The sequence below is a fragment of the Massilia sp. W12 genome (assembly GCF_037300705.1).
Taxonomy (GTDB): domain Bacteria; phylum Pseudomonadota; class Gammaproteobacteria; order Burkholderiales; family Burkholderiaceae_D; genus JACPVY01.
On record NZ_CP147776.1, the window covers coordinates 396337 to 416601 of the forward strand.

At 56.9% G+C, this 20265-nt stretch carries 18 protein-coding genes; all 18 read left to right on the top strand.

What is annotated here, in order from left to right:
• The first annotated feature begins 2 nt into the window (after positions 1-2).
• Complete coding sequence (locus V8J88_RS01550) at positions 3-1019, top strand: arginine N-succinyltransferase (protein WP_338847387.1); 1017 nt, start codon at positions 3-5, stop codon at positions 1017-1019.
• Positions 1020-1049: 30 nt separating this feature from the next.
• Entirely contained in the window at positions 1050-2090 is a 1041-nt protein-coding gene (gene astA / locus V8J88_RS01555) for an arginine N-succinyltransferase (protein ID WP_338847388.1), read from the top strand.
• A complete protein-coding gene (gene astD / locus V8J88_RS01560; RefSeq protein ID WP_338847389.1) occupies positions 2083-3552 on the top strand; it encodes a succinylglutamate-semialdehyde dehydrogenase in 1470 nt (489 codons plus the stop codon). The genes astA and astD overlap by 8 nt, the downstream gene beginning before the upstream one ends.
• Before the next feature lie 27 nt (positions 3553-3579).
• Positions 3580-4062: a hypothetical protein gene (locus V8J88_RS01565; RefSeq protein ID WP_338847390.1), complete on the top strand. Its 483-nt coding sequence runs from the start codon at positions 3580-3582 to the stop codon at positions 4060-4062.
• A gap of 8 nt (positions 4063-4070) precedes the next feature.
• The gene (locus V8J88_RS01570; protein ID WP_338847391.1) at positions 4071-4256 is read left to right on the top strand and encodes a hypothetical protein; all 186 of its coding nucleotides are present in this window, start codon (positions 4071-4073) and stop codon (positions 4254-4256) included.
• Positions 4257-4384: 128 nt separating this feature from the next.
• Entirely contained in the window at positions 4385-4615 is a 231-nt protein-coding gene (locus V8J88_RS01575; protein WP_338847392.1) for a hypothetical protein, read from the top strand.
• Positions 4616-4787: 172 nt separating this feature from the next.
• On the top strand, positions 4788-5555 hold the full coding sequence (locus V8J88_RS01580; protein ID WP_338847393.1) for an ABC transporter substrate-binding protein: 768 nt from the start codon (positions 4788-4790) through the stop codon (positions 5553-5555).
• 24 nt (positions 5556-5579) lie between these two features.
• On the top strand, positions 5580-6353 hold the full coding sequence (locus V8J88_RS01585) for an amino acid ABC transporter permease (protein ID WP_338849980.1): 774 nt from the start codon (positions 5580-5582) through the stop codon (positions 6351-6353).
• Between the two features lie 2 nt (positions 6354-6355).
• On the top strand, positions 6356-7114 hold the full coding sequence (locus V8J88_RS01590) for an amino acid ABC transporter ATP-binding protein (protein WP_338849981.1): 759 nt from the start codon (positions 6356-6358) through the stop codon (positions 7112-7114).
• Positions 7115-7158: 44 nt separating this feature from the next.
• On the top strand, positions 7159-8595 hold the full coding sequence (locus tag V8J88_RS01595) for a DcaP family trimeric outer membrane transporter (RefSeq protein ID WP_338847394.1): 1437 nt from the start codon (positions 7159-7161) through the stop codon (positions 8593-8595).
• A gap of 176 nt (positions 8596-8771) precedes the next feature.
• Positions 8772-13472: an NAD-glutamate dehydrogenase domain-containing protein gene (locus tag V8J88_RS01600; protein ID WP_338847395.1), complete on the top strand. Its 4701-nt coding sequence runs from the start codon at positions 8772-8774 to the stop codon at positions 13470-13472.
• Positions 13469-14449, top strand: a complete 981-nt coding sequence (locus V8J88_RS01605; protein ID WP_338847396.1) for a succinylglutamate desuccinylase — start codon at positions 13469-13471, stop codon at positions 14447-14449. Before V8J88_RS01600 ends, V8J88_RS01605 begins: the two co-directional genes overlap by 4 nt.
• A gap of 347 nt (positions 14450-14796) precedes the next feature.
• Positions 14797-15681: a helix-turn-helix transcriptional regulator gene (locus V8J88_RS01610; protein WP_338847397.1), complete on the top strand. Its 885-nt coding sequence runs from the start codon at positions 14797-14799 to the stop codon at positions 15679-15681.
• Between the two features lie 55 nt (positions 15682-15736).
• Positions 15737-15895 (top strand): hypothetical protein, encoded by a 159-nt coding sequence (locus V8J88_RS01615; protein ID WP_338847398.1) that lies wholly within the window; start codon positions 15737-15739, stop codon positions 15893-15895.
• Positions 15896-15915: 20 nt separating this feature from the next.
• Positions 15916-16809: a hypothetical protein gene (locus tag V8J88_RS01620; protein WP_338847399.1), complete on the top strand. Its 894-nt coding sequence runs from the start codon at positions 15916-15918 to the stop codon at positions 16807-16809.
• 10 nt (positions 16810-16819) lie between these two features.
• Positions 16820-17380, top strand: a complete 561-nt coding sequence (locus V8J88_RS01625; protein ID WP_338847400.1) for a sugar transferase — start codon at positions 16820-16822, stop codon at positions 17378-17380.
• A gap of 7 nt (positions 17381-17387) precedes the next feature.
• On the top strand, positions 17388-19301 hold the full coding sequence (locus V8J88_RS01630; protein WP_338847401.1) for a nucleoside-diphosphate sugar epimerase/dehydratase: 1914 nt from the start codon (positions 17388-17390) through the stop codon (positions 19299-19301).
• 594 nt (positions 19302-19895) lie between these two features.
• On the top strand, positions 19896-20237 hold the full coding sequence (locus tag V8J88_RS01635; RefSeq protein ID WP_338849983.1) for an H-NS histone family protein: 342 nt from the start codon (positions 19896-19898) through the stop codon (positions 20235-20237).
• Positions 20238-20265: the final 28 nt, after the last annotated feature.

A 20265-nucleotide genomic window follows, 5' to 3' on the forward strand; every position in this document is an offset into this window, starting at 1 on the left:
AGATGTCCGCCAGCTATGTCGTGCGCCCGGTGGCCTTGGACGATATCCCCGCGCTGGAAGCTCTGGCGCGGCAGGCTGCGCGTGGCGTGCATACGCTGCCGCGCACCCCGGAAAACCTGCTGCGCGCAGTGCGCCGCTCAATCGCCTCGTTTGCCGCACAGGTCGAGATTCCAAGTGAGGAATCGTATATGTTTGTGCTGCAGGATGCGGCGGGCGGTGTGGCTGGTTGCGCCACGATTTTCGCCACTGCCGGCAGCAATGGCACCTATTTTGCTTTCCGCAACGATGTGGTGCAGCAGGTCTCGCGCGATTTGAACATCAGCCACAATGTGCATGCGCTCTCGCTGTGTTCCGAATTGACCGCCTGCTCGCAATTGTCGAGCTTTTTCATTCATCCGCAAGCCCAGACCGAAGCCGCCTTGCTGTCGCGCGCCCGGCTGTTGTTTGCCGCAATGGCGCCGCAGCGCTTTGGCGACCGTTTCTTTGTTTCGCTGGCCGGGGTCTCGGATGCGAACGGCCAAAGCCCGTTTTGGGATGCGCTGGGACGCAAGTTTTTCCAGATGGATTTTCTGGATGCCGAGCATGCGGTCGAAGGCGCGCGCAACCGCACCCTGATCGTCGAGCTGATGCCGCATTATCCGGTGTATGTGCCGCTGTTGCCGGCGGCCGCGCAAGCCGTGCTGGGACAGAGCCACCCCGAAGCCGAATTACCGTTTTCGCTGTTGAGCGCGGAAGGCTTTGCGGCGGACGAATATATCGACATCTTTGACGGCGGGCCGATTTTGCAAGCGCACCGCGATTCTTTGCGCACCGTGCAGCAGGCGCGCCGCTATCAGGTGGCGGCGGGACAGGCCGACGCTGAGGCGGCTGACTGGCTGGTGGGCAGTGTGCGGCAGGCGGATTTCCGCGCCGCCCATCTGCGCGCCGCTTTGCGTGACGATGTCTTGCTGCTGGATGCGGCGCAAATGGCGGCCCTGCGCGTGCAGGCCGGTGATGAAGTTTTGTGCGTGCCGGCGTAAAGCCTGCGCGCTCTATCTTGCGAGATTCCCATGCTAGTTGTCAGAGCAATCAAACCCGACGATTTGGACCCCCTGCTGGAGATGGCGGCGCAAGTCGGCAGCGGCATGACCACCTTGAAGCCCGATCGCAAACTCCTGGGCGACCGGGTGGAGGTGGCGTGCGCCTCGTTTGCCGAAACCATTCCGCCTGAGCAGCGCGATTATCTGTTTGTGATGGAAGACACCAGCCGTGGCTGCATGGCCGGGGTGTGTGCGATCAAGGGCGCGGTCGGCCTGACCGAGCCGTTTTATAACTACCGCATCGGCACGCTGGTGCATTCCAGTCGCGAATTGAATATTTTCACGCGCATGGAAACGCTGTATCTGTCGAATGACCTGACCGGGCATTCCGAACTGTGCTCACTGTTTTTGCACCCGGATTACCGCAAAGGCACAAATGGCAAATTGCTGTCGAAGAGCCGTTTCTTATTCATCGCCCAATTCCCGCATTTGTTCACCGAAAAAATCATCGCTGAGATGCGCGGCTATCAATTGCCGCAGGGCGGTTCGCCGTTTTATGAGGCGCTGGGACGGCATTTCTTCAAGATGGAATTTGATAATTGCGATGAACTGACCGCCAAGGGACAGAAATCCTTTATTGCCGAATTGATGCCGCGTCAGCCGATTTATTGCGACTATCTGCCGCAGGATGCGCAAGAAGCAATCGGCAAGGTGCACGACAACACTGCGCCGGCGCGCCGTCTGCTGGAGCAGGAAGGCATGTATTTCGATGGCTATGTCGATATTTTTGATGCCGGCCCGGTGCTGCGTGCGCGCGTGCGCGAATTGCGCGCCATGCGTGAAAGCGCATTGTCGGTGATCGACGCCAGCCCGAATGTGGCCGAATACGGCGGCGAACCTTACCTGGTGTCCAACACCATCTTGCGCGACTTCCGCATGATTGTGGCGCATGTTTCACCGGATCATGGCCGTATCGCGCTTTCTGAAAGCGATCAGCGCCTGTTGCAATGTCACTCAGGCGAAGCGGTGCGTACGCTCTCACTCAATTTGAAAAGGACGAATAATGAATAAGCACAATCATTTGATCGACGGCGTTTGGGTGAACGGCAGCGGGAGCGCTTTCACCGCCATCAATCCGGCCAATGGCGCTGTGACCTGGGAAGGCAATCAAGCCAGCGCGGAAGAGGTCGATGCGGCTTGCCGCGCCGCCCGCGCCGCCTTCAAACCCTGGGCCAGAACCGCATTGGATGAGCGGATCGCGGTGTGCGTGCGTTTTCGCGATTTGCTCAAAGAAAACACCGAAGAATTGGCGCAGCTGATTGCGCAGGAAGTCGGCAAACCGATGTGGGAAGCGCGCACCGAAGTTGCGACTATGGCGAATAAGGTGGATATCTCGATCCAGTCCTATCATGCGCGCACCGGTTCGGTCAGCAATAAAGTGGCGGATGGCGATGCGGTGCTGCGCCACCGTCCGCACGGCGTGTTTGCCGTGTTCGGCCCTTACAACTTCCCCGGCCATTTGCCGAATGGCCATATCGTGCCGGCCTTGATCGCCGGCAACACGATTGTTTTCAAACCCTCGGAATATGCGCCGCAAAGCGCGATCAAGACCGTGCAGCTGTGGGAAATGGCCGGCTTGCCCAAGGGCGTTTTGAATTTGGTGAATGGCGCGCGCGATACCGGCGCGGCGCTGGTGCAAAACCCGGAAATCAATGGCATTTTATTCACCGGCAGCTGCCAGACCGGGATCGCCTTCCACAAAATGTTCGCCGGCCAGGTCGATAAGATGCTGGCGCTGGAAATGGGCGGCAATAATCCGCTGCTGGTGTGGGATGTCAAGAATGTGGACGCGGCAGTGCATCACACCATTCAATCGGCTTTTGTCAGCGCCGGTCAGCGCTGCACCTGCGCGCGCCGCCTGATTGTGCAAGACAATGCCGCCGGCGAAGCCTTTATTGCGCGTTTGGTGGAGGTGGCCAGCCGTCTGACGGTCGGCCCGCAAGATGCTGATCCGCAGCCTTTCATGGGGCCGGTGGTGTCGGCCAAAGTGGCGCAAAATCTGCTGGGCGCCTATCAATCGCTGCTGGACAAGGGCGGCAAATCGCTGCTGCAAATGCGCCATTTGCAAGAAGGCACGGGTTTTGTGTCCGCCGGCATCGTCGATGTCACCGGGGTGCAGGGGATTGCCGACGAGGAATGGTTCGGCCCCTTGCTGCAAATTTTCCGCGTCAAGGATTTCGCTGCAGCGATGCAAGTGGCGAACAACACCGAATTTGGCCTGGCCGCCGCACTGTTGTCGGATGACGCCGCGCTGTGGCAGGAATTCTTGCTGGAAGCGCAAGCCGGCATCGTCAATTGGAACCGCCCGACCACCGGCGCTGCCAGCACCGCGCCGTTTGGCGGCGTGGGCAAATCCGGCAACCACAAGCCTAGCGCCTACTATGCGGCGGATTACTGCGCCTATCCGGTGGCTTCGATTGAAAACAGCCAGTTGGAAATGCCGGCCAAGCTGTCGCCGGGTTTGCATTTTTAAGAAGCACTCCCCCGAATTGGAGCTTGTATGGCCGATGTGAAATTTCCAACTCCGGGAACAGTTTTATGGGCGATTGACATATCACTGGAGACTGATGTCTTCAGAGGCGGGGCGGCGGCAAAGCCAAATGTTGATTATCTAAGGTTTGCTGATTTGGATATGAAGCATTTGCCTGGCCGTATTGAGAGTGATGCTCAAGATGATTTTGTTGTCTCTCCAGGTCAGGGTGTGTCACTTTTCTTGGAGAAGTCACTACAAAACGGCATGGTTGTGCTTGATGACACCTTGCGAAAGGTCATTGAAAAAAGCAAGCAAAAGAAAGTTCATTGGTGGGGAATTGATCAGAATCACCCAATTCCGGCGGGGCTCAAATTGATTTATGACGGTCATCCTCCCGGGCATTGTACGCTGACGGTAGAACGGGAGATGACTGTTCGAGCATTTTTGTCGCTGGTTGCGATGGTCCCGTTCAGTCCCCGGGGGAGTGATGTGGTTGCTTTTCTTGAGTGAGGATTTGTATGAAAACCTATCACTATGATCTGAGTATAGGCGAAGTCGGAACGATTGTTGTGGCGCTTAATCAGTATGCAAAGAAGCTTTTTGAAGAAAGCGGTGAGGATCTAGAGGATGCCGGGAACGATATATTGTACGTTCAGGCTTTACTTAAAGCCTTACAGGATGGATGCCCCGATTTAAAAGGGTAAACCAGGCTTGGCGGAACGAAACGCCTACCCGGCATCCGACAGCGGTGGCATGGCAAAGGAATTGGAAAAGCAATATCAGCGCTGCGCGCAAAGTTGGCTTGCTGGATTCCCGATAAAAGCATTCGGGAATGACGGTCGAGTTGGGGCGTCGTGCTCATTGCAGTGATATGGATGCTAAAAAATACACAATAGAATTGACTGGATTGCAATTGGAGCATGCCATTGTGATGGCGATGAGTTATATGGATGCCCTGCTCAAGAGGTCTGAGCAGAATGCGCAAGGCGGCGAACATGAGGATTACCTGGTTGCTCAGAGCCTCTTAAAAAAACTGATTGCCGCAAAAGGGGGCCCCTTGTGATCCGGTTTGATGCACAAAAGAATCAGAGCAGCACAGAAACACAAGTTTTTCGCAGTTCAGCTTGTAAATCGTTGTAAAACCATAACAAAAGCAGCCTACGCATTAGTACGCATAGCGTGGCGGCGGCGCTTTACAGTACTATCCCGGGATTCCACTTTAGCCAGGAGACATCATGAAACGTTTGAAACATCTTGCGATTGCCTTAGCCGCTGTGTTTGCCTGCAGCGCCCCCCAGGTCATGGCGCGCACCCTGGATGAAATCAAGGCCGATGGCAAGATCATCCTCGCCACTGAAGGCTTGTATCCTCCATTCAACTATATGCAAGGCTCGAAACTGACCGGCTTTGAAGTTGAACTGGCAGAAGCCGTGGTGAAAAAGATGGGTTTGAAGTTCGAGTGGAAATCACTCTCGTTTGACGCCTTGCTGGCCGGCTTGCGGCAAGACCGCTGGGATCTGGTGATCGCGTCTTTCGGCATCACCGAAGAGCGTTCCAAAGCGGTGCTGTTCACCGCTCCGCACTATTGCAGCGGCGGTGTGATCGTGTCGCGCGATGGCTCGGTCAAAACCGTGGGCGATCTGAGCGGCAAAGTGGTGGCCGCACAAACCGGCACCACCTATTTTGAAAACGTCAAAAAAGTGCCGGGCATCAAAGAAGTCAAAAACTATCCGGCTGACACCGATGCGCGCGCCGCTTTGACTTCGGGCCGGGTGGATGCCTGGGTGTCTGACCGTTTCGTCGCCAAAACCGCGATGGAAGCCAATCCTGCCGGCATGAAACTGGGTGATTTCCTGTTCGTTGAGCGCGTCGCCTCCGCCGTGAAAAAAGGCAATACCTCGCTCGCTGGCGCCTGGGATAAAGCGCTGGCTGAAGTCATGGCTGACGGCACATATAAAGCGCTGTCGGAAAAGTACATGAAAGAAGACGTGCGCTGCAAATAACGGCATGACTGGAGAGAGGCTTTGATTCCCGCCAACATGTTCCCGCCCGGCTGGTCGCGCGAAAAAAAGAGCGCGGTCACAGTGGCGACCGCCATCATCCTGATGCTGCTGTTTCTGTGGCTGATGGCCACGCCCCTGTCCTGGCTGCCGGCGCCGATCGGCCCGGCGGCGCAGCAATTCGCCGAAGGCTCGCGTATGACGGTGCAACTCACCGTGGTCGCCGGCCTGGCCGGGGTTTTGCTGGGCGTGATCGCCGCCTTGGCCAAATTGTCCAGCATCTGGCCATTGCGCATGCTGGCTTCGTTTTACATCTGGGTGTTCCGTGGCACGCCGCTGTTGGTGCAAGTGATGTTTGCGTTTTCCATCACCCTGCCCAATGGCAGCAATTTCACCGAGTTCCAGGCCGCCGTGATTGCGCTGGCTTTGAATGTCGGCGCCTACAATGCCGAAGCGATCCGCGCCGGCATTCTGGCGGTGCCGCGCGGCCAGCATGAGGCGGCGCGCTCGCTCGGTTTGTCATCGTTTCAGACATTCATTGATGTGATTTTTCCGCAAGCCTTCCGTATCTCGCTGCCGGCCCTGGTCAACAACATTGTGTCACTGTTGAAAGACTCCAGTCTGGCGTATGTGATCGGGGTGGTGGAATTGTCGAATATCGGCAATCAGGTCAAATCCGCTTCCTTTGAACCGGTGCCGGTGTTTATCACGGTGGCCGCGATTTATCTGGTGCTGACCACGCTCATGACCCAGGTGTCAGACGCGATTGAGCGCCAATTGGATGTGGAGCGCCACAAATGAGCATGCAAGCCAAACAGCGTGGGGACAAACCCCTGATCACAGCCAAAAACGTGAACAAGCATTTTGGCGCGTTTCATGCCTTAAAAGATGTCTCGGCTGAATTCTGGGCCGGCGAAGTGACGGTCATTATCGGCGCCTCCGGCTCCGGCAAATCGACTTTCCTGCGCACCCTGAACCGCTTGGAAACGCATGACAGCGGCAGCATTGTGATTGACGGCATTGAACTCAATGACAATGTGAAAAATCTGGACGCGATCCGGCGCGAAGTCGGCATGGTGTTTCAGAGCTTTAATCTGTTTCCGCATCTGTCAGTGCTGGACAATATCACGCTCGCGCCGCGCCGTTTGCGCGGCATGAGCCGTGAGCAGGCCAACGGCGTGGCGCTCGATTTGTTGAAAAAAGTCGGATTGGCGGAACACTCGCACAAATACCCGCACCAGATGTCGGGCGGGCAGCAACAGCGGGTGGCGATTGCGCGCGCGCTGGCGATGTCGCCCAAAGTGATGTTGTTTGACGAGCCGACTTCCGCGCTGGATCCGGAAATGATCAAGGAAGTGCTGGATGTCATGAAAGACCTCGCCAAAACCGGCATGACCATGATCGTGGTGACACATGAAATGGGTTTTGCGCGCGATGTCTCCGACCGCGTGATCTTCTTTGAAAAAGGACAGATCCTGGCCGAAGCGCCGCCGCAGCAGTTTTTCAATGATGCGGGAAATGACCGCATCCGCAGTTTTTTGGGACAGATTCATAACCATTGACATACAAGCCCGGCAAACGGGCATTGAAGACAAGGAGAACAAGGATGGGTAAGCGGTCTGTGATGATGGCGGCCTTGCTGGGCCTGGGCGCGGTGCAAGGCGTGCAAGCGCAGTCGGCGCAGGATTTCGAGGAAATGCGCGCTGAGATCCGTCGTTTGCGTGCGGAAGTGGAAGCGCTGAAAAAAGACAAGGGCGCGATGCAGGAAAAGCATGCCGGCATGCATGGCGCAGGCCATGGCGCCATGAAAGACAAAGTGGATGATCTCGAATTGCGCGCCAAGGATGCGGTGGTGCTGGGCGATATTCCAAATTCCTTCCGTCTGCCGAATTCGGAAACCTCGCTGCGCATTTACGGTTTCGCCGAATTGAATATGGTCAAGGAATTCAAGGGCGATAACGGCGATTCCGATTACGCTTCTTTTGTGCCGTATGTGCCGCTGTCCGGCTCGGCGGAAGCCAACCGCAATGGCCGCACCTATCTGCATGCGCGCACCACGCGTCTGGGCGTGGAAGCATCCACCCCGTCGCCGTATGGCCCGATCGGCTTGAAGCTGGAAGGCGATTTCAATAACGACCCGCGCACCGGCAATGCCGCAGTGTCCGGCGACATCAAAAATATCTACACCCAGCAAGCCACCAACAGCTATAACTTCCGCCTGCGCCATGCGTATGGCCAGTTTGGCGGCCTGCTGATCGGCCAAACCTGGTCCACCTTCATGGACGTGGACAATGGCCCGGAAACGGTGGACTTCAATGGCCCCATCGGCGCCACTTTCATCCGTCAGCCGATGATCCGCTATTCCTACAACACCAAGGATTCCGGCGTGTTTACCGCTGCGCTGGAAAACGCGGTTTCGTATGTGCTGGACAATACCGGCTCCGTCACCACCAAGGGCTTCTCGCGCGCGCCGGATCTGGTGGCGCGCTGGGATAAGAGCTTTGCCTGGGGCAGCCTGTCCCTGCGCGGAGTGACGCATGAGCTGCGGGTGAAAGACGGCGCGACTGGCGTCGGCACATCCAGCTGGGGCTATGGCCTGGCCGCTTCCGGCCTGATCAAAGCCGCCGGTGACGATATCGTGCTGTGGGGCCTGACCTGGGGCCAGGGCATTGGACGTTACTTCAACTACATCGAAGGCGCTTTCTATGATGCGGCGAATAACCGCATCCTGAAAGAAAAAGCGCTTGGCGTGCAGTTGGCGTATCAACACAAAGCTGCGCCGAATCTGCGCTTTAACGCGGTGTTCGGCGCACAAAAACACTATGACAACGCCTACACCGATTTCGCCCGCGCCAACGGGCTGGACGCGGGCCGCTTCGGCATCAACCGCTCGGTATGGCAAACCCATTTGGGCTTTATCTGGAATCCGGTGAAGAATGTGGATTTCGGCGCCGAATGGCTGTACGGCAAACGTAAGACCCTGGCAGGGGAAACCGGCGAGATGAACCGCCTCGATTTCTCGGCCAAATATTATTTCAACTAAGCCACCGCGCACGCGCCAGTTCCCCTGGCGCGTGTTTGCTTGTGGCGTGCGGATTGTCAAATCTGCAAGCGAAGGGAAACACAGCAGCCAACCTGCGCCGTTTCCCGGCCTTCGCGCAGCCACAAGTTGCGGCGGAGGCGCAGTATTGCCTTTTTATATGAGATTGGAGAAGCAAGATGGAACAACAACCGCAAGATTTGCGCAATCAAACCCTGGAATTGATCAAACGCAGCGCGGCTGATCAACCGGAGCTGGTGCAAGCCTTGACTCTGACCTGGCTCACGTCCCTGGATGAGGATGATTTACAGGGCATCGCTCCCGGCAGTCTGGCCGAAGTATTGCGCGCCGGTTTCGCACAAACCCTGTTGCGCGCCGGCAAAACATGTCAAGTGCACAGCCTGAGCTATGCCGATGGACGTGGCGGCAAGGCCAGCGCGTTGTTGATCCAAAATGACGACATGCCTTACCTGGTGGATTCGCTGGTGATGGCGCTGCGCAAGAGCCGCCTGAGCGTCAACGCCGTGTTGAACGCCGTGCTGGGCGTGACGCGCGACGCATCCGGCCAGCTGACTGCGGTCAGCCATGTCAAAGACAGCCATGGCCCGCGTGAATCGTATGTGCTGGTGCTGTTGGCGGAAACCGCTGCAGCGGAAATGCTGCACACCGTGTCGGCGCAAATCCGCATGGTGGCGCAAGACGCCGCTGTGGTGCAACGCGACGCCGCCAAGATTAAAGAATTGATGGAAGGCATCGGCCAGGACGTGAAATCGCGCGGCGCCGAAGGCTTTGAAGTCGCCGAATTTCTGCAATGGGCGCAAAGCGAAGGCTTTGAAGCCTTTGGCTACGCCTACTACCGCGTGGTGGCCGGCGCGCGTGAGCTGGAGCGCGATCTGCCCAGCCGCATCGGCGTATTGCAAGACACCAGCCACCCGGTGTATGGCGCCTGCCTGGCGAATATTCCGGGCGACTACGAAAGCCTGGCCGCACGCAAAGACATCTTGTCAGTGGTGAAGGCTGACGTGCAATGCACCCTGCACCGCGATCAGCGTCTGGATTTCATCGGCGTGCGCGACACCGACAGCGCCGGCAAGATCATCGGCGAACACTGCTTTGTCGGCCTGTTCACCCGCGTCGCCACCAACACTGCCGTGGCCAAGCTGCCGGTGGCGCGTCTGCGCGTCGCCAAAGTGCTGGAATTGGCCGGCGTGCGCAAAGAAGGTTTCCGCGCTGAAAAATTCCGTGAAATTCTGGATTCGCTGCCGCGTACCGAAACCATGGAAGCCGACCCGCAATGGCTGGCTGAAGTGTGCAGCGCCATCGTTTCCATGTACAAGCTGCCGCGCACCAAGGTGTTTGCGCGGCGCGACGTGTATGCGCGCCACCTGAACGTGCTGGTGTATCTGCCGCGCGAACGCTATAGCGCGAATCTGGCCGAAGCCGTGGCCGCTGCGCTCAAAGAAAGCTCCGGCGCTTCTGATGTGCGTTGGCAAACCCTGGTGGCCGATGGCCCGCTGGCGCGTCTGTACCTGATCGCCAACGCCGCCCGCTACCCGCTCGATTTGGCCAGCGACATTCAACAACCGCTGCTGAAAGTGATGGACGGCTGGCATGGCGAATTTGAGCAGCTGATCGAAGCGCTGCCGGACGCCAATTTGCGCAGCCGTCTGCGCCAGGACGCCGCCGCTTTGCCGGCGGCCTACATCAATGTGACCCCGCCGGCAGTCGCACTGCGCGATTTGCAAGCCGCGCTGGCGCAGGGCGATCGCGAAGAAGCAGCGGTGCGCATTGAAGTCGCCGCTGGTGAAAAAGCCACCATCCGCCTGCACTCGGTCAACAGCGTGCCCAGCCTGTCCAACATCCTGCCGGCGCTGCATAACGCCGGGGTCGAAATCGACCGCGAGCACAGCTACCAGATCAGCGGCAATGGCATGTTGCGCCGTTATGTCACCAGCCTGCAGCTGGACGCGCCTTCCGCCGCCAAACTGGCCAAGCTGGAAGATAAGAGTGTGGCGGAAGACCTGTTCGCGCAGCTGTTTAACAACCACGCCGAAGATGGCCGCTTGAACGGTCTGGTGGTGGAAGGCGGTTTGCGCACGCGCGAAGTGCAAATGATCCGCGCCTATCTGGGTTACTGGCGCCAGGCTGGCAGCCGCTTCTCGGTGCGCTATATGGCCGACTGCCTGCGCCGTCAGCCGGGCTATGTCAAGCGTCTGGTGGACGCCTTCATGCAGCGTTTTGACCCGGCGGCAGACGACGCCGCGCGCGCCGCCGGCAACGCCACGATTGCCTCGCTGAAATCGAATCTGGCCGATGTCGATCACGCTGACACCGAAGAAATTCTGGGCATCATCGCCGAATTGATGCTGGCCACGCTGCGCACCAATTATTTCCAAAACGATGGCGACACCATCATTTTCAAATTTGATTGCGGCGCCCTGGGCTGGTTGCCGGAGCCGCGCCCGTATCGCGAAATTTATGTCTTCTCGCGCCGCTTTGAAGGCGTGCACCTGCGCGGCGGCCCGGTCGCGCGCGGCGGCTTGCGCTGGTCTGACCGGATGGAAGACTATCGCACCGAAGTGCTGGGCCTGGTCAAGGCGCAGATGGTGAAAAACGCGGTGATCGTGCCGGCTGGCGCGAAGGGCGGTTTTGTCTGCAAGATGATGCCGCAAAATGCTGCGCGTGAAGTGATTGCGGCGGAAGGCGAAGCCGTGTACCGCCTGTTTATCGGCGGTTTGCTGGACATCACCGATAACCGCCAAAAAGGCGAAGTGGTGCACCCGGCCAACACTGTCTGCCACGACGGCAATGACCCGTATCTGGTGGTGGCGGCGGACAAGGGCACGGCCACCTTCTCGGATATCGCCAACGGCATCGCCGTCAGCCGTGGCTTCTGGCTGGGCGACGCGTTTGCTTCCGGCGGCTCGAACGGCTATGACCACAAGAAACTGGGCATCACCGCCAAGGGCGCATTTGAAGCGGTGAAACGCCATTTCTACGAAATCGGCCACGACATGAACACCACCCCGACCACCGTGGTGGGCGTGGGCGATATGTCGGGCGACGTGTTTGGCAATGGCGTGCTGTTGTCGCGCAATCTGAAATTGCTGGCTGCGTTTGACCATCGCCACATCTTCCTCGATCCGAACCCGGATTGCGCGGTTTCCTTCGCTGAACGCGAGCGCATGTTCGCGCTGCCGCGTTCCTCCTGGGACGATTACAACAAAGAACTGATCTCCAAAGGCGGCGGGGTGTATCCGCGCACCGTGCGCAGCATTGATTTGAGCGATGAAATCCGCGCTGCGCTGGATATCGCCGAAACCGCGCTGACTCCGGAAGAGCTGATGCACCGCATCCTGCTGGCCCCGGTCGATCTGTTCTACAACGGCGGCATCGGCACCTATATCAAAGCCAGCCATGAAACCCACGCCCAGGTGAAAGACCGCGCGAATGACAATATCCGCGTCAGTGGCCGTGAGTTGCGCTGCAAAGTGGTGGCGGAAGGCGGCAATCTGGGCGCGACCCAATCCGGGCGTATCGAATTCGCCCTGCACGGCGGCCACATCTTCACCGATGCGATTGACAACTCCGCCGGCGTGGATTGCTCCGACCATGAAGTCAACGCCAAGATTTGGCTGGACGCCGAAGTCAATGCCGGCAAACTGGGCGAAGCCGAGCGCAACACCCTGTTGAACGAGATGACGGCTGAAATCGAACGCCTGGTGCTGCGCGACAACAGCCTGCAAACCCATTTGCTGGTGCGTGAAGAGCAGGCGCAAGCCGATGGCATGGTGCTGGACGCCTACGCCGCCCTGATCGCCGATCTGGAAGCTGAAGGCGCCCTCTCGCGCGAATTGGAGCAACTGCCGAATGCGGTTGAACTGGCGCGCCGCAAATCTGAAGGCATTGGTCTGACCACGCCGGAATTGGCGGTGGTGGTGGCGCATGTCAAAAACCGCTTCAAGCGCATCCTGGCGGAACAGGATCTGACATCCGCTGACTGGGCTGCGACCCTGCTCGCGCCGTATTTCCCGGCGCAAATGGTGGCTGCGCGCGACCCGCTCGAACATCCGTTGGCGAATGCGATTCTGGCCACCGTGCTGGCGAATGAAGTGGTGAACCGTTGCGGCCCGCTGATGGTGGCGCAACTGGCGGCCCAATACCAAGTCAGCCAGCCGCACGTCGTGATTGCCTGGGCGCAAGCCTGGGCTGCGCTGAATCTGGCGCCGCTGTACGACGCGCTCGACGCCGACGCCCTGAACGTGCCGCGCCAAGTCTCGATGGATGTGCATGAACGTTCGCGCCAACTGCAAAAAGGCATGGTCGAAGGCGTGCTGGCGCTGCAACAAAGCACCTCTGACAGCAGCGCCTTGAGTCAGCTCAGCCAATTGTTTGGCGAACAGGAGTTGCTCAACCGCTTGATCGGCTCCGGCGCCGCCTGGCCGGCCTTGGATGGCGTGGCGCAAGCCTATGCGCATGCTGCACTGGCCCTGGACGCGCTCTCCGGCGTGGCCGGCTTCCTGTTTGCCTCGCTGTCGGTGAAGCGTCCGGCGGATATGGATCTGGCGCAATTCCTGCGTGTCGGCATGGAATTGCGCAGCGCCAGCGGCATCGCTCAGATCGAACGCGGTTTGAAGCAAGGCGCGGAAGGCGAATCACAAAGCCAGTTGCGCGACTTTGCGCAACAAGCGCTGCGCCGTGCGCAACAACGCCTGCTCAACCATGTGCTGCAAAGCGGCAAGATGGAAGATCAGGACATCGCCGCCATGGTGCAAAACCTGGGCCTGGCCGCGCCGCAGTTTGGCGCTGATCTGGCGCAGGTGATGCTGCAAGCCTGGGCCTTGTCCGAGGCCGCCAACCGGGTGGCGGAGGCGGCTTGAGCACGCTGCCGCAAGCAGTCGCGGCCTTGGCCGGCGGCGACCTCGACTGGTTTGCCGCCCGCTTTGCCGCACAAGGCCTGAGCAGCAATCAGGCCGGCCCCGGCATGCTGCAGATCAACTGCGGCAAGGACGGCGCGCCGGCGGTCTTGCTCTCGGTCGGCGTGCACGGCGACGAAACCGGGCCGCTGGAATTGCTGGCGCTGCTGCTGGAAGAACTCTCCAGCGGCGCGCCGCAATTGGCGGCGGATGTTTTGCTGGTGGTCGGCAATGTGGCGGCAATCGCCGCCGGCAAACGCTTCATCGACGCTGATTTGAACCGCATGTTCAAAAGCGCGCGCGGCGACCTGGAAGGCAGCAGCGAAGCGGCGCGCGCCGATCAGATGATGGCCGCCACGCGCGCCTTCTTTGAGGGCAGAAGCGGGGCGCGCTGGCATTTGGATTTGCACACCGCGATCCGGCCATCGCTGTATCCGGCGTTTGCCATCGTGCCTGAGCTGATTCAAGAGCAGGCGCGCAGCGCATTGTGGCGCTTTTTAAGCCTGGGCGGCATCGGCGCCATTATCCGCAACCCGCAGCCATCCGGCACCTACAGTTATTTCAGTTCGGAACACTGCGGCGCGGCTGGCAGCACGCTGGAATTGGGCCGCGTTGGCGTGCTGGGGCAAAATGATTTGCAGCAATTCGACGCCATGCGCGCCGCGCTGGCGGATTTATTGCGCGGCACGCTGCAATTGCCGGCTGAATGCAGCGCCCACCTGTACCGCCTGGCGCAGGAAATCATCAAGCGCTCAGCGGATTTCAAGATGAGCTTTGACAAGCAGACGCAAAATTTCAGCGCACTGCCGCAAGGCGCCTTGATCGCCGAAGACGGCGCGCACCGCTACACCGTGCAACATGCGGAAGAACGGGTGGTGTTTCCGAATCCGGATGTGCGGATCGGGTTGCGTGCGGGCTTGATGGTGGTGCGGGAAGTTTGACCGCCCATCAGACTGCGTTCAAGCATTGTTTGTTTGCGCCGGTCGCCGCCGATTTGGCTGCGACCGGCGGTTTCTCCCGGTGCTTGATTTGGCAATTTGCGTGCAATGCATGCGTGATTGTTTATTCGTCAAAATACAAGTCAGACATACATGGTGTGAATAAATTTTCATCAATATTGCTGCGCCGCAAAAAACTTCATATTGCATGATGCAAGAAGGTTGAATTGCTCAGAATTGTGGAAAGTTTGTAATATAATTTGCGTTATTTTCCGTGTTGCAATATTTTTTGCGATTCCATTATTTCGCCAGTTGTGCATAATAGTGAAAACCCTGCCTGAATGCGTTGCATGCGTCAGGCCTCTACCCTTATCTCCCGCATGGACAGTTTGCTCAAACATCGAATCGTCGAAATTTTACGCGCCGGCTGGCGGCAGCGTGATCTTGCTGATGCTGTCTCGAAATCACAGGCGGCTGTGTCGAAGTGGTCGAGCGGAGAATTGGCGTCAATTTCGGCAGAAAATGCCCAGGCGCTGGCGCGCCTCACAGGTTTCCGCGCTGAATGGATTATGCATGGGCATGGGGAGAAATATTTGCCAGGCGGCCCGGTTTTGCCGGCTGAACCCGGGCGTAATATGCAGCGCTACAAGCGTGCAATGGATGAAAACGCAAGGCATCAGCAAAATGATGTGGTGCTGAATAAGCAATTGCAAACCTGGTTTGAACAGGTGGCTCAGCATGATCAGAGTCTGAGCACGCTGCTGCAGGCTTGGCAAATGTTTGATGCCGAGACGCGCAGCGCAATGGCGGAGGTGGCGAAAATGGCTTCCCTGGCGCGTCCGCCGCAAGTTAAGCGGGCATTGCGCCAAGCGCAGCAACAATTAAGCAGTACCCCGGAGTCGCTGGCGTTGGCACTGACTATGCCTGAAATTGTGCTGTTGCGTGTGTTCCGGGCGGCTGCAATGGATGTGCGTTTGATGTTGGTGGATGCGATTTTAGAGCATGGGCACGGCTATCAAATGCAGCAAATGCGGGTGACCAACCCACCTCCGGTTCCCAATACATCAGAGAATCTTTCGCCTGTGGAATTGCGCCTCGTTACGGCCATGCGCAGCATGCGGCGTGAAGATCGGCTGGCGGTTGAAGATCTGGTGCAGGCGCAAGCGCGTGAGATGCCAAGTTTGTGGCCATGCGAAGGCGAACAAACGCTTTCCAGCAAAGTTTCCGGGATGTAATTTTTAAATAATTCCCATATAATGGATATTCCCTTGAACCTGATAGGAGCGTTGTATGGATTTATTACTTTCGCAAGTAACCGGGGTATTGCCCGTGGGTAGTGATGCAGGATTTGATATTATCGATTTTAATGTTTTTTCCCAATCTGATTTCATCGATTACCAAACTGAAGCGATGGGAGGAACTCCCGGGGGTAATCCTCCGCCTAGATAATTAAAAATAGACAGGTATCTATGAACATCGACAGAGCATTCACGCTGTACCGGAAAGCGCTCCCGGCATTTGTCTTGGGAATGATTCTTCCACTTGATGTAGTGATCGACTCAATACTGTATGTTGCGCCCAACGACCACTGGTGGTATGTGGTCGGCGCAATACTTTCATGCTTTTCGTTGATAGGCATGTGGTACTTGTTTAGGCAAGAGAAAATCCATGGGATTTTTGATCTGTTTTTATATGATATTCTGGCTATGCTGTTTGGCCTGTTTATGAATTACTACAGATTGAATCCCGCAGAACCTTCTCCTATCCCTTTTCAGGTGGTGAGCATCACCCTCCTGTTATTGAAGTTGTATTTTGCATTATGCTTTGTTAATCGACCTACAGTTGTAATCGGCCCGTTCAGCTATCTCCAGCAGCGTTCGCTTAAACTGCCAAAAGGCGATTCAACCGCCTTTTTGCTGGGTACGTTCGGATGCATGCTTTTGGCTTATTTGATGTTGCGTTATATTGGCCATGTGGGTACCTCCGGTTTGCGCGCGACTTTAGGTTGTTTTTGGCTGATGGCTGCATTTAATTTTTTGAATGAGCACAGAAGCGTTCAGCGCGAATATCAGGATGCATGTGAAGAGCAGCAATTTTTGATGATTCGCATGGCTGAATTGGAGCATCAGTTGCAGGATCAGCAACAAATGATTGCAGATGATGAGGAGTTGATTAAATATTTCAATGACGCCGACCCTGCGTACCGCAAACTTGCTTTGAAACTCCTGCGCGCCAACTACGAGCGTAATGAAGAGATGAAAAAGCAGGAAGAATTAAGGTCGCAAGGTGTGTTCACTCTGCAAGGCTATGTCAAGGCGCACAATGACGGCCAATGGCAGCAGCAGGATGGCGCCAAAGCCTGAAAAGGATGGAATGAAGCGAGCGTTTGATTTCAGCATGGCCTTCATGGCCATGCTTTTGTTTTTGCCTCTGATTATTGTGGTGGCGCTGGCTGTGCGCATCACTTCGCCCGGCCCTATTTTGTATTGGTCCAGCCGGGTGGGGCGCAATAATCAGCTGTTCCAAATGCCAAAATTCCGCACCATGCGCACCGACACCCCGGCGCTGGCCACCCATCTCTTGCAAGACCCGGCCAGCTGGCTCACGCCAATCGGCGGTTTTTTACGTAAAACCAGCCTGGATGAATTGCCGCAACTCTGGAGCATCTTGAATGGCGATATGAGCATTGTCGGCCCGCGTCCGGCACTTTTCAATCAGGATGATTTGATCGCCTTGCGCACTGAGCACGGCGTGCAAAAAATTTTGCCGGGCTTAACCGGCTGGGCGCAAATCAATGGCCGCGATGAGTTGGCGATTCCGGACAAGGTTGCATTTGATGTCGAGTATTTGCAGCGCATGAATTTTTGGCTGGATTTGAAGATCATCGCCCTGACCGTGATCCGCGTGTTGCGCCGGGATGCGGTATCGCACTGAGGGCGGCATGCAAGCATTGTCCAACTTATCGCGTTTTCGCAAGCAACTGCTGGCGCTGTTGCTGGATTTGTTCCTGCTGCCCGCCATTTTCTGTTTTGCGATCTGGTTGCGTTATGACGGTTTGCATATCGGGTTGCTGCGGCAATACCAAAGCCTGATCATTGCCGCCCCCTTGTTGGCGGCGCCGGTTTTCATCCGCCTCGGCCTGTATCGCGCCGTGATCCGTTTCATTGATCATAAAATCGTCAGCGTGATCATGCTTGGCGTCGCCATTTCGGTGGTGGCGATGGCGGCGGTGGCGGCGTTTTTCCATGTGCATGAATTATCGCGCGGCGTGCTGGTGATTTACGCCGTCAGTGCGATTGTGTATGTGCTGGCAAGCCGTTTTCTGGCGCGTTTTTTGATTTTACGCGGTGCCGACCCGGACGCGGAAGACGCGATTCCGGTACTCATCTATGGTGCGGGCAAAGCCGGCACACAATTGGCTGGCGCCTTGCTGGCCGGCCAGACATATCGCCCGCTTGCTTTTGTTGACGACAGGCGTGAACTGCAGGGGGCGCAAATCGCCGGCTTGCGCGTTTATGCGCCGCAGGATTTGCCGGTTTTGGTCAAGCGCAAACAGATTAAAGAAATTTTGCTGGCCATGCCCTCACTCAGCCGCGCGCAGCAGCGCAAAATTCTTGATGCGCTCGAACCGCTGCGCTTGAAAACGCGCGTCATGCCGCCACTCTCCAGTCTGCTGTCGGGCGAATTACAGCAATTGCGCGAAATTGAAATTGAAGATTTATTGGGGCGCGATCCGGTCGCGCCCGATCCGCAATTGCTGGCCCGCTGCATCCAGGGCAAAAATGTGCTGGTCAGTGGCGCGGGCGGTTCCATCGGTTCCGAATTATGCCGCCAGATTTTGCGGCAAAACCCGCGTCGCCTGGTGTTATTGGAAATGTCGGAATACGCCTTGTACCAGATTCAGCAGGAATTGAGCAAAATCAGCGCCGCCACCGAATTGTTGCCCATGCTGGGTTCCGTGCTGGAACAGGAAAAGTGCCTGAACATCATGCGCGCGTTTGAGATTGAAACGGTGTATCACGCCGCCGCTTACAAACATGTGCCGCTGGTTGAACATAATCCGGTCGCCGGGGTGCGCAATAATACCCTGGGCACACTGGCGATTGCACGCGCGGCGATGCAAGCCGGAGTCGCCGCCTTTGTCCTGATTTCCACCGATAAGGCAGTGCGTCCCACGAATGTGATGGGGGCCAGCAAACGGCTGGCGGAATTAGTGTTGCAGGCATTTGCGCGGCAGCAAAGCCAGACCCGTTTTTGCATGGTGCGGTTTGGCAATGTGCTGGGCAGTTCAGGCTCGGTCGTGCCCTTGTTCCGGCGTCAGATAGAGCAGGGCGGCCCGCTCACGGTCACCCATCCCGAGATGACGCGTTATTTCATGACTATCCCGGAAGCCGCGCAATTGGTCTTGCAAGCCGGCGCCATGGGCGAGGGCGGCGATGTGTTTTTACTGGACATGGGTGAACCGGTCAGGATTCTGGATATGGCGCGCCGTATGGTGCATTTGAGCGGTTTGCAGCTCAAAGATGAAAATCAGTCAGATGGCATAGAAATTGTTCATGTCGGCCTGCGTCCGGGTGAAAAACTGTATGAAGAATTATTGATCGGGGATAATGCAGAAGGGACATGCCACCCTTTGATCATGCGCGCCCAGGAAAAAGAAATTGCCTGGCCGAAATTGGAGCAAATACTCGAAAAACTGCAATATGCCTGTAACCATGCAGATCAAAATCTGCTGCGTCAGACTCTGTTGGAAGCCGTAACTGAATATACGCCGCAAGGCGAGATTGAAGATTTTGTCTGGCAAGTGCAAAAAGATAAAACACTGGATATTCATCCAGTTAATCAATTGCATTAAATTTGCTGCAAATGATTTGTTGCAGCAAAAAAAACAATGATTTCCACAAAAATCCCGCCTTACATCCTGCTGTCGCTTGGCTGCCACATTAAATTGTGACCCGTTTCCTTAAATAGTCTGAAACCCGGTTTTTTTCATATAAATCCCTTGGATTTTGATCTGTGCTGGTGTATGTTGCTACAAGTTGTTTCGCATACGGAAATCAGTTCCGGATTGCTGCAGAATATGTGCTGATTTGGCCTGTAAATTGCTTGTGCAAAACATATGCATCGCATGTTGTTTGCGCATCTATCTGCAAACCTGATTCGCATATTGGCGCACCGCCCGCAGCTGAATACGCAGACGGTGTTGTATAATGTGGCGCCTCTAGAATGCGGCAGCGCCAGACATGCGCCAGTGTCCGGCAGACTGTTTCGCCGGAGACGCTGTTTGAAGCTGTAATGGCCTGCGCATGCAGGTCGTGATAATGACCGGGAAATGGAAAGCGCCGGGAGTGGGTGCGGCAAATTGCGAACAATATTTGTTTGCAGTTTTTATGCGCCGGCAAGACTGGCGTGGCGCTGTCCAATTACTTTTTTATGGAGAAAATAAATGATTGATCTGTCCAACCTGTCTTTGCAAGACCTGCGCAGCCTGGAAACCCAGCTGAAAACTGAAATCAAACGCCGCGAACATGAAGACATGGCGCGTGCGCGCGAACAAATTCTGGCGATTGCGCACAGCGTTGGCATTCCGCTCAAGGACTTGATCGGCGCAGGCGGCGCGCGTGGCCGTGGCGCAGCAACTGCTGCGGCAACCGGCGTTCGCAGCGCAGTGCCGGTGCGTTACCGTCACCCGGAAAACGCTTCCCTGCAATGGACTGGCCGTGGCCGCCAGCCGAAATGGGTGGTGGAATGGGTTGCTTCCGGCCAATCCATGGATGCGCTGCGCGTATAAAGCAAAGGCGTTTATCACAACAACCGCA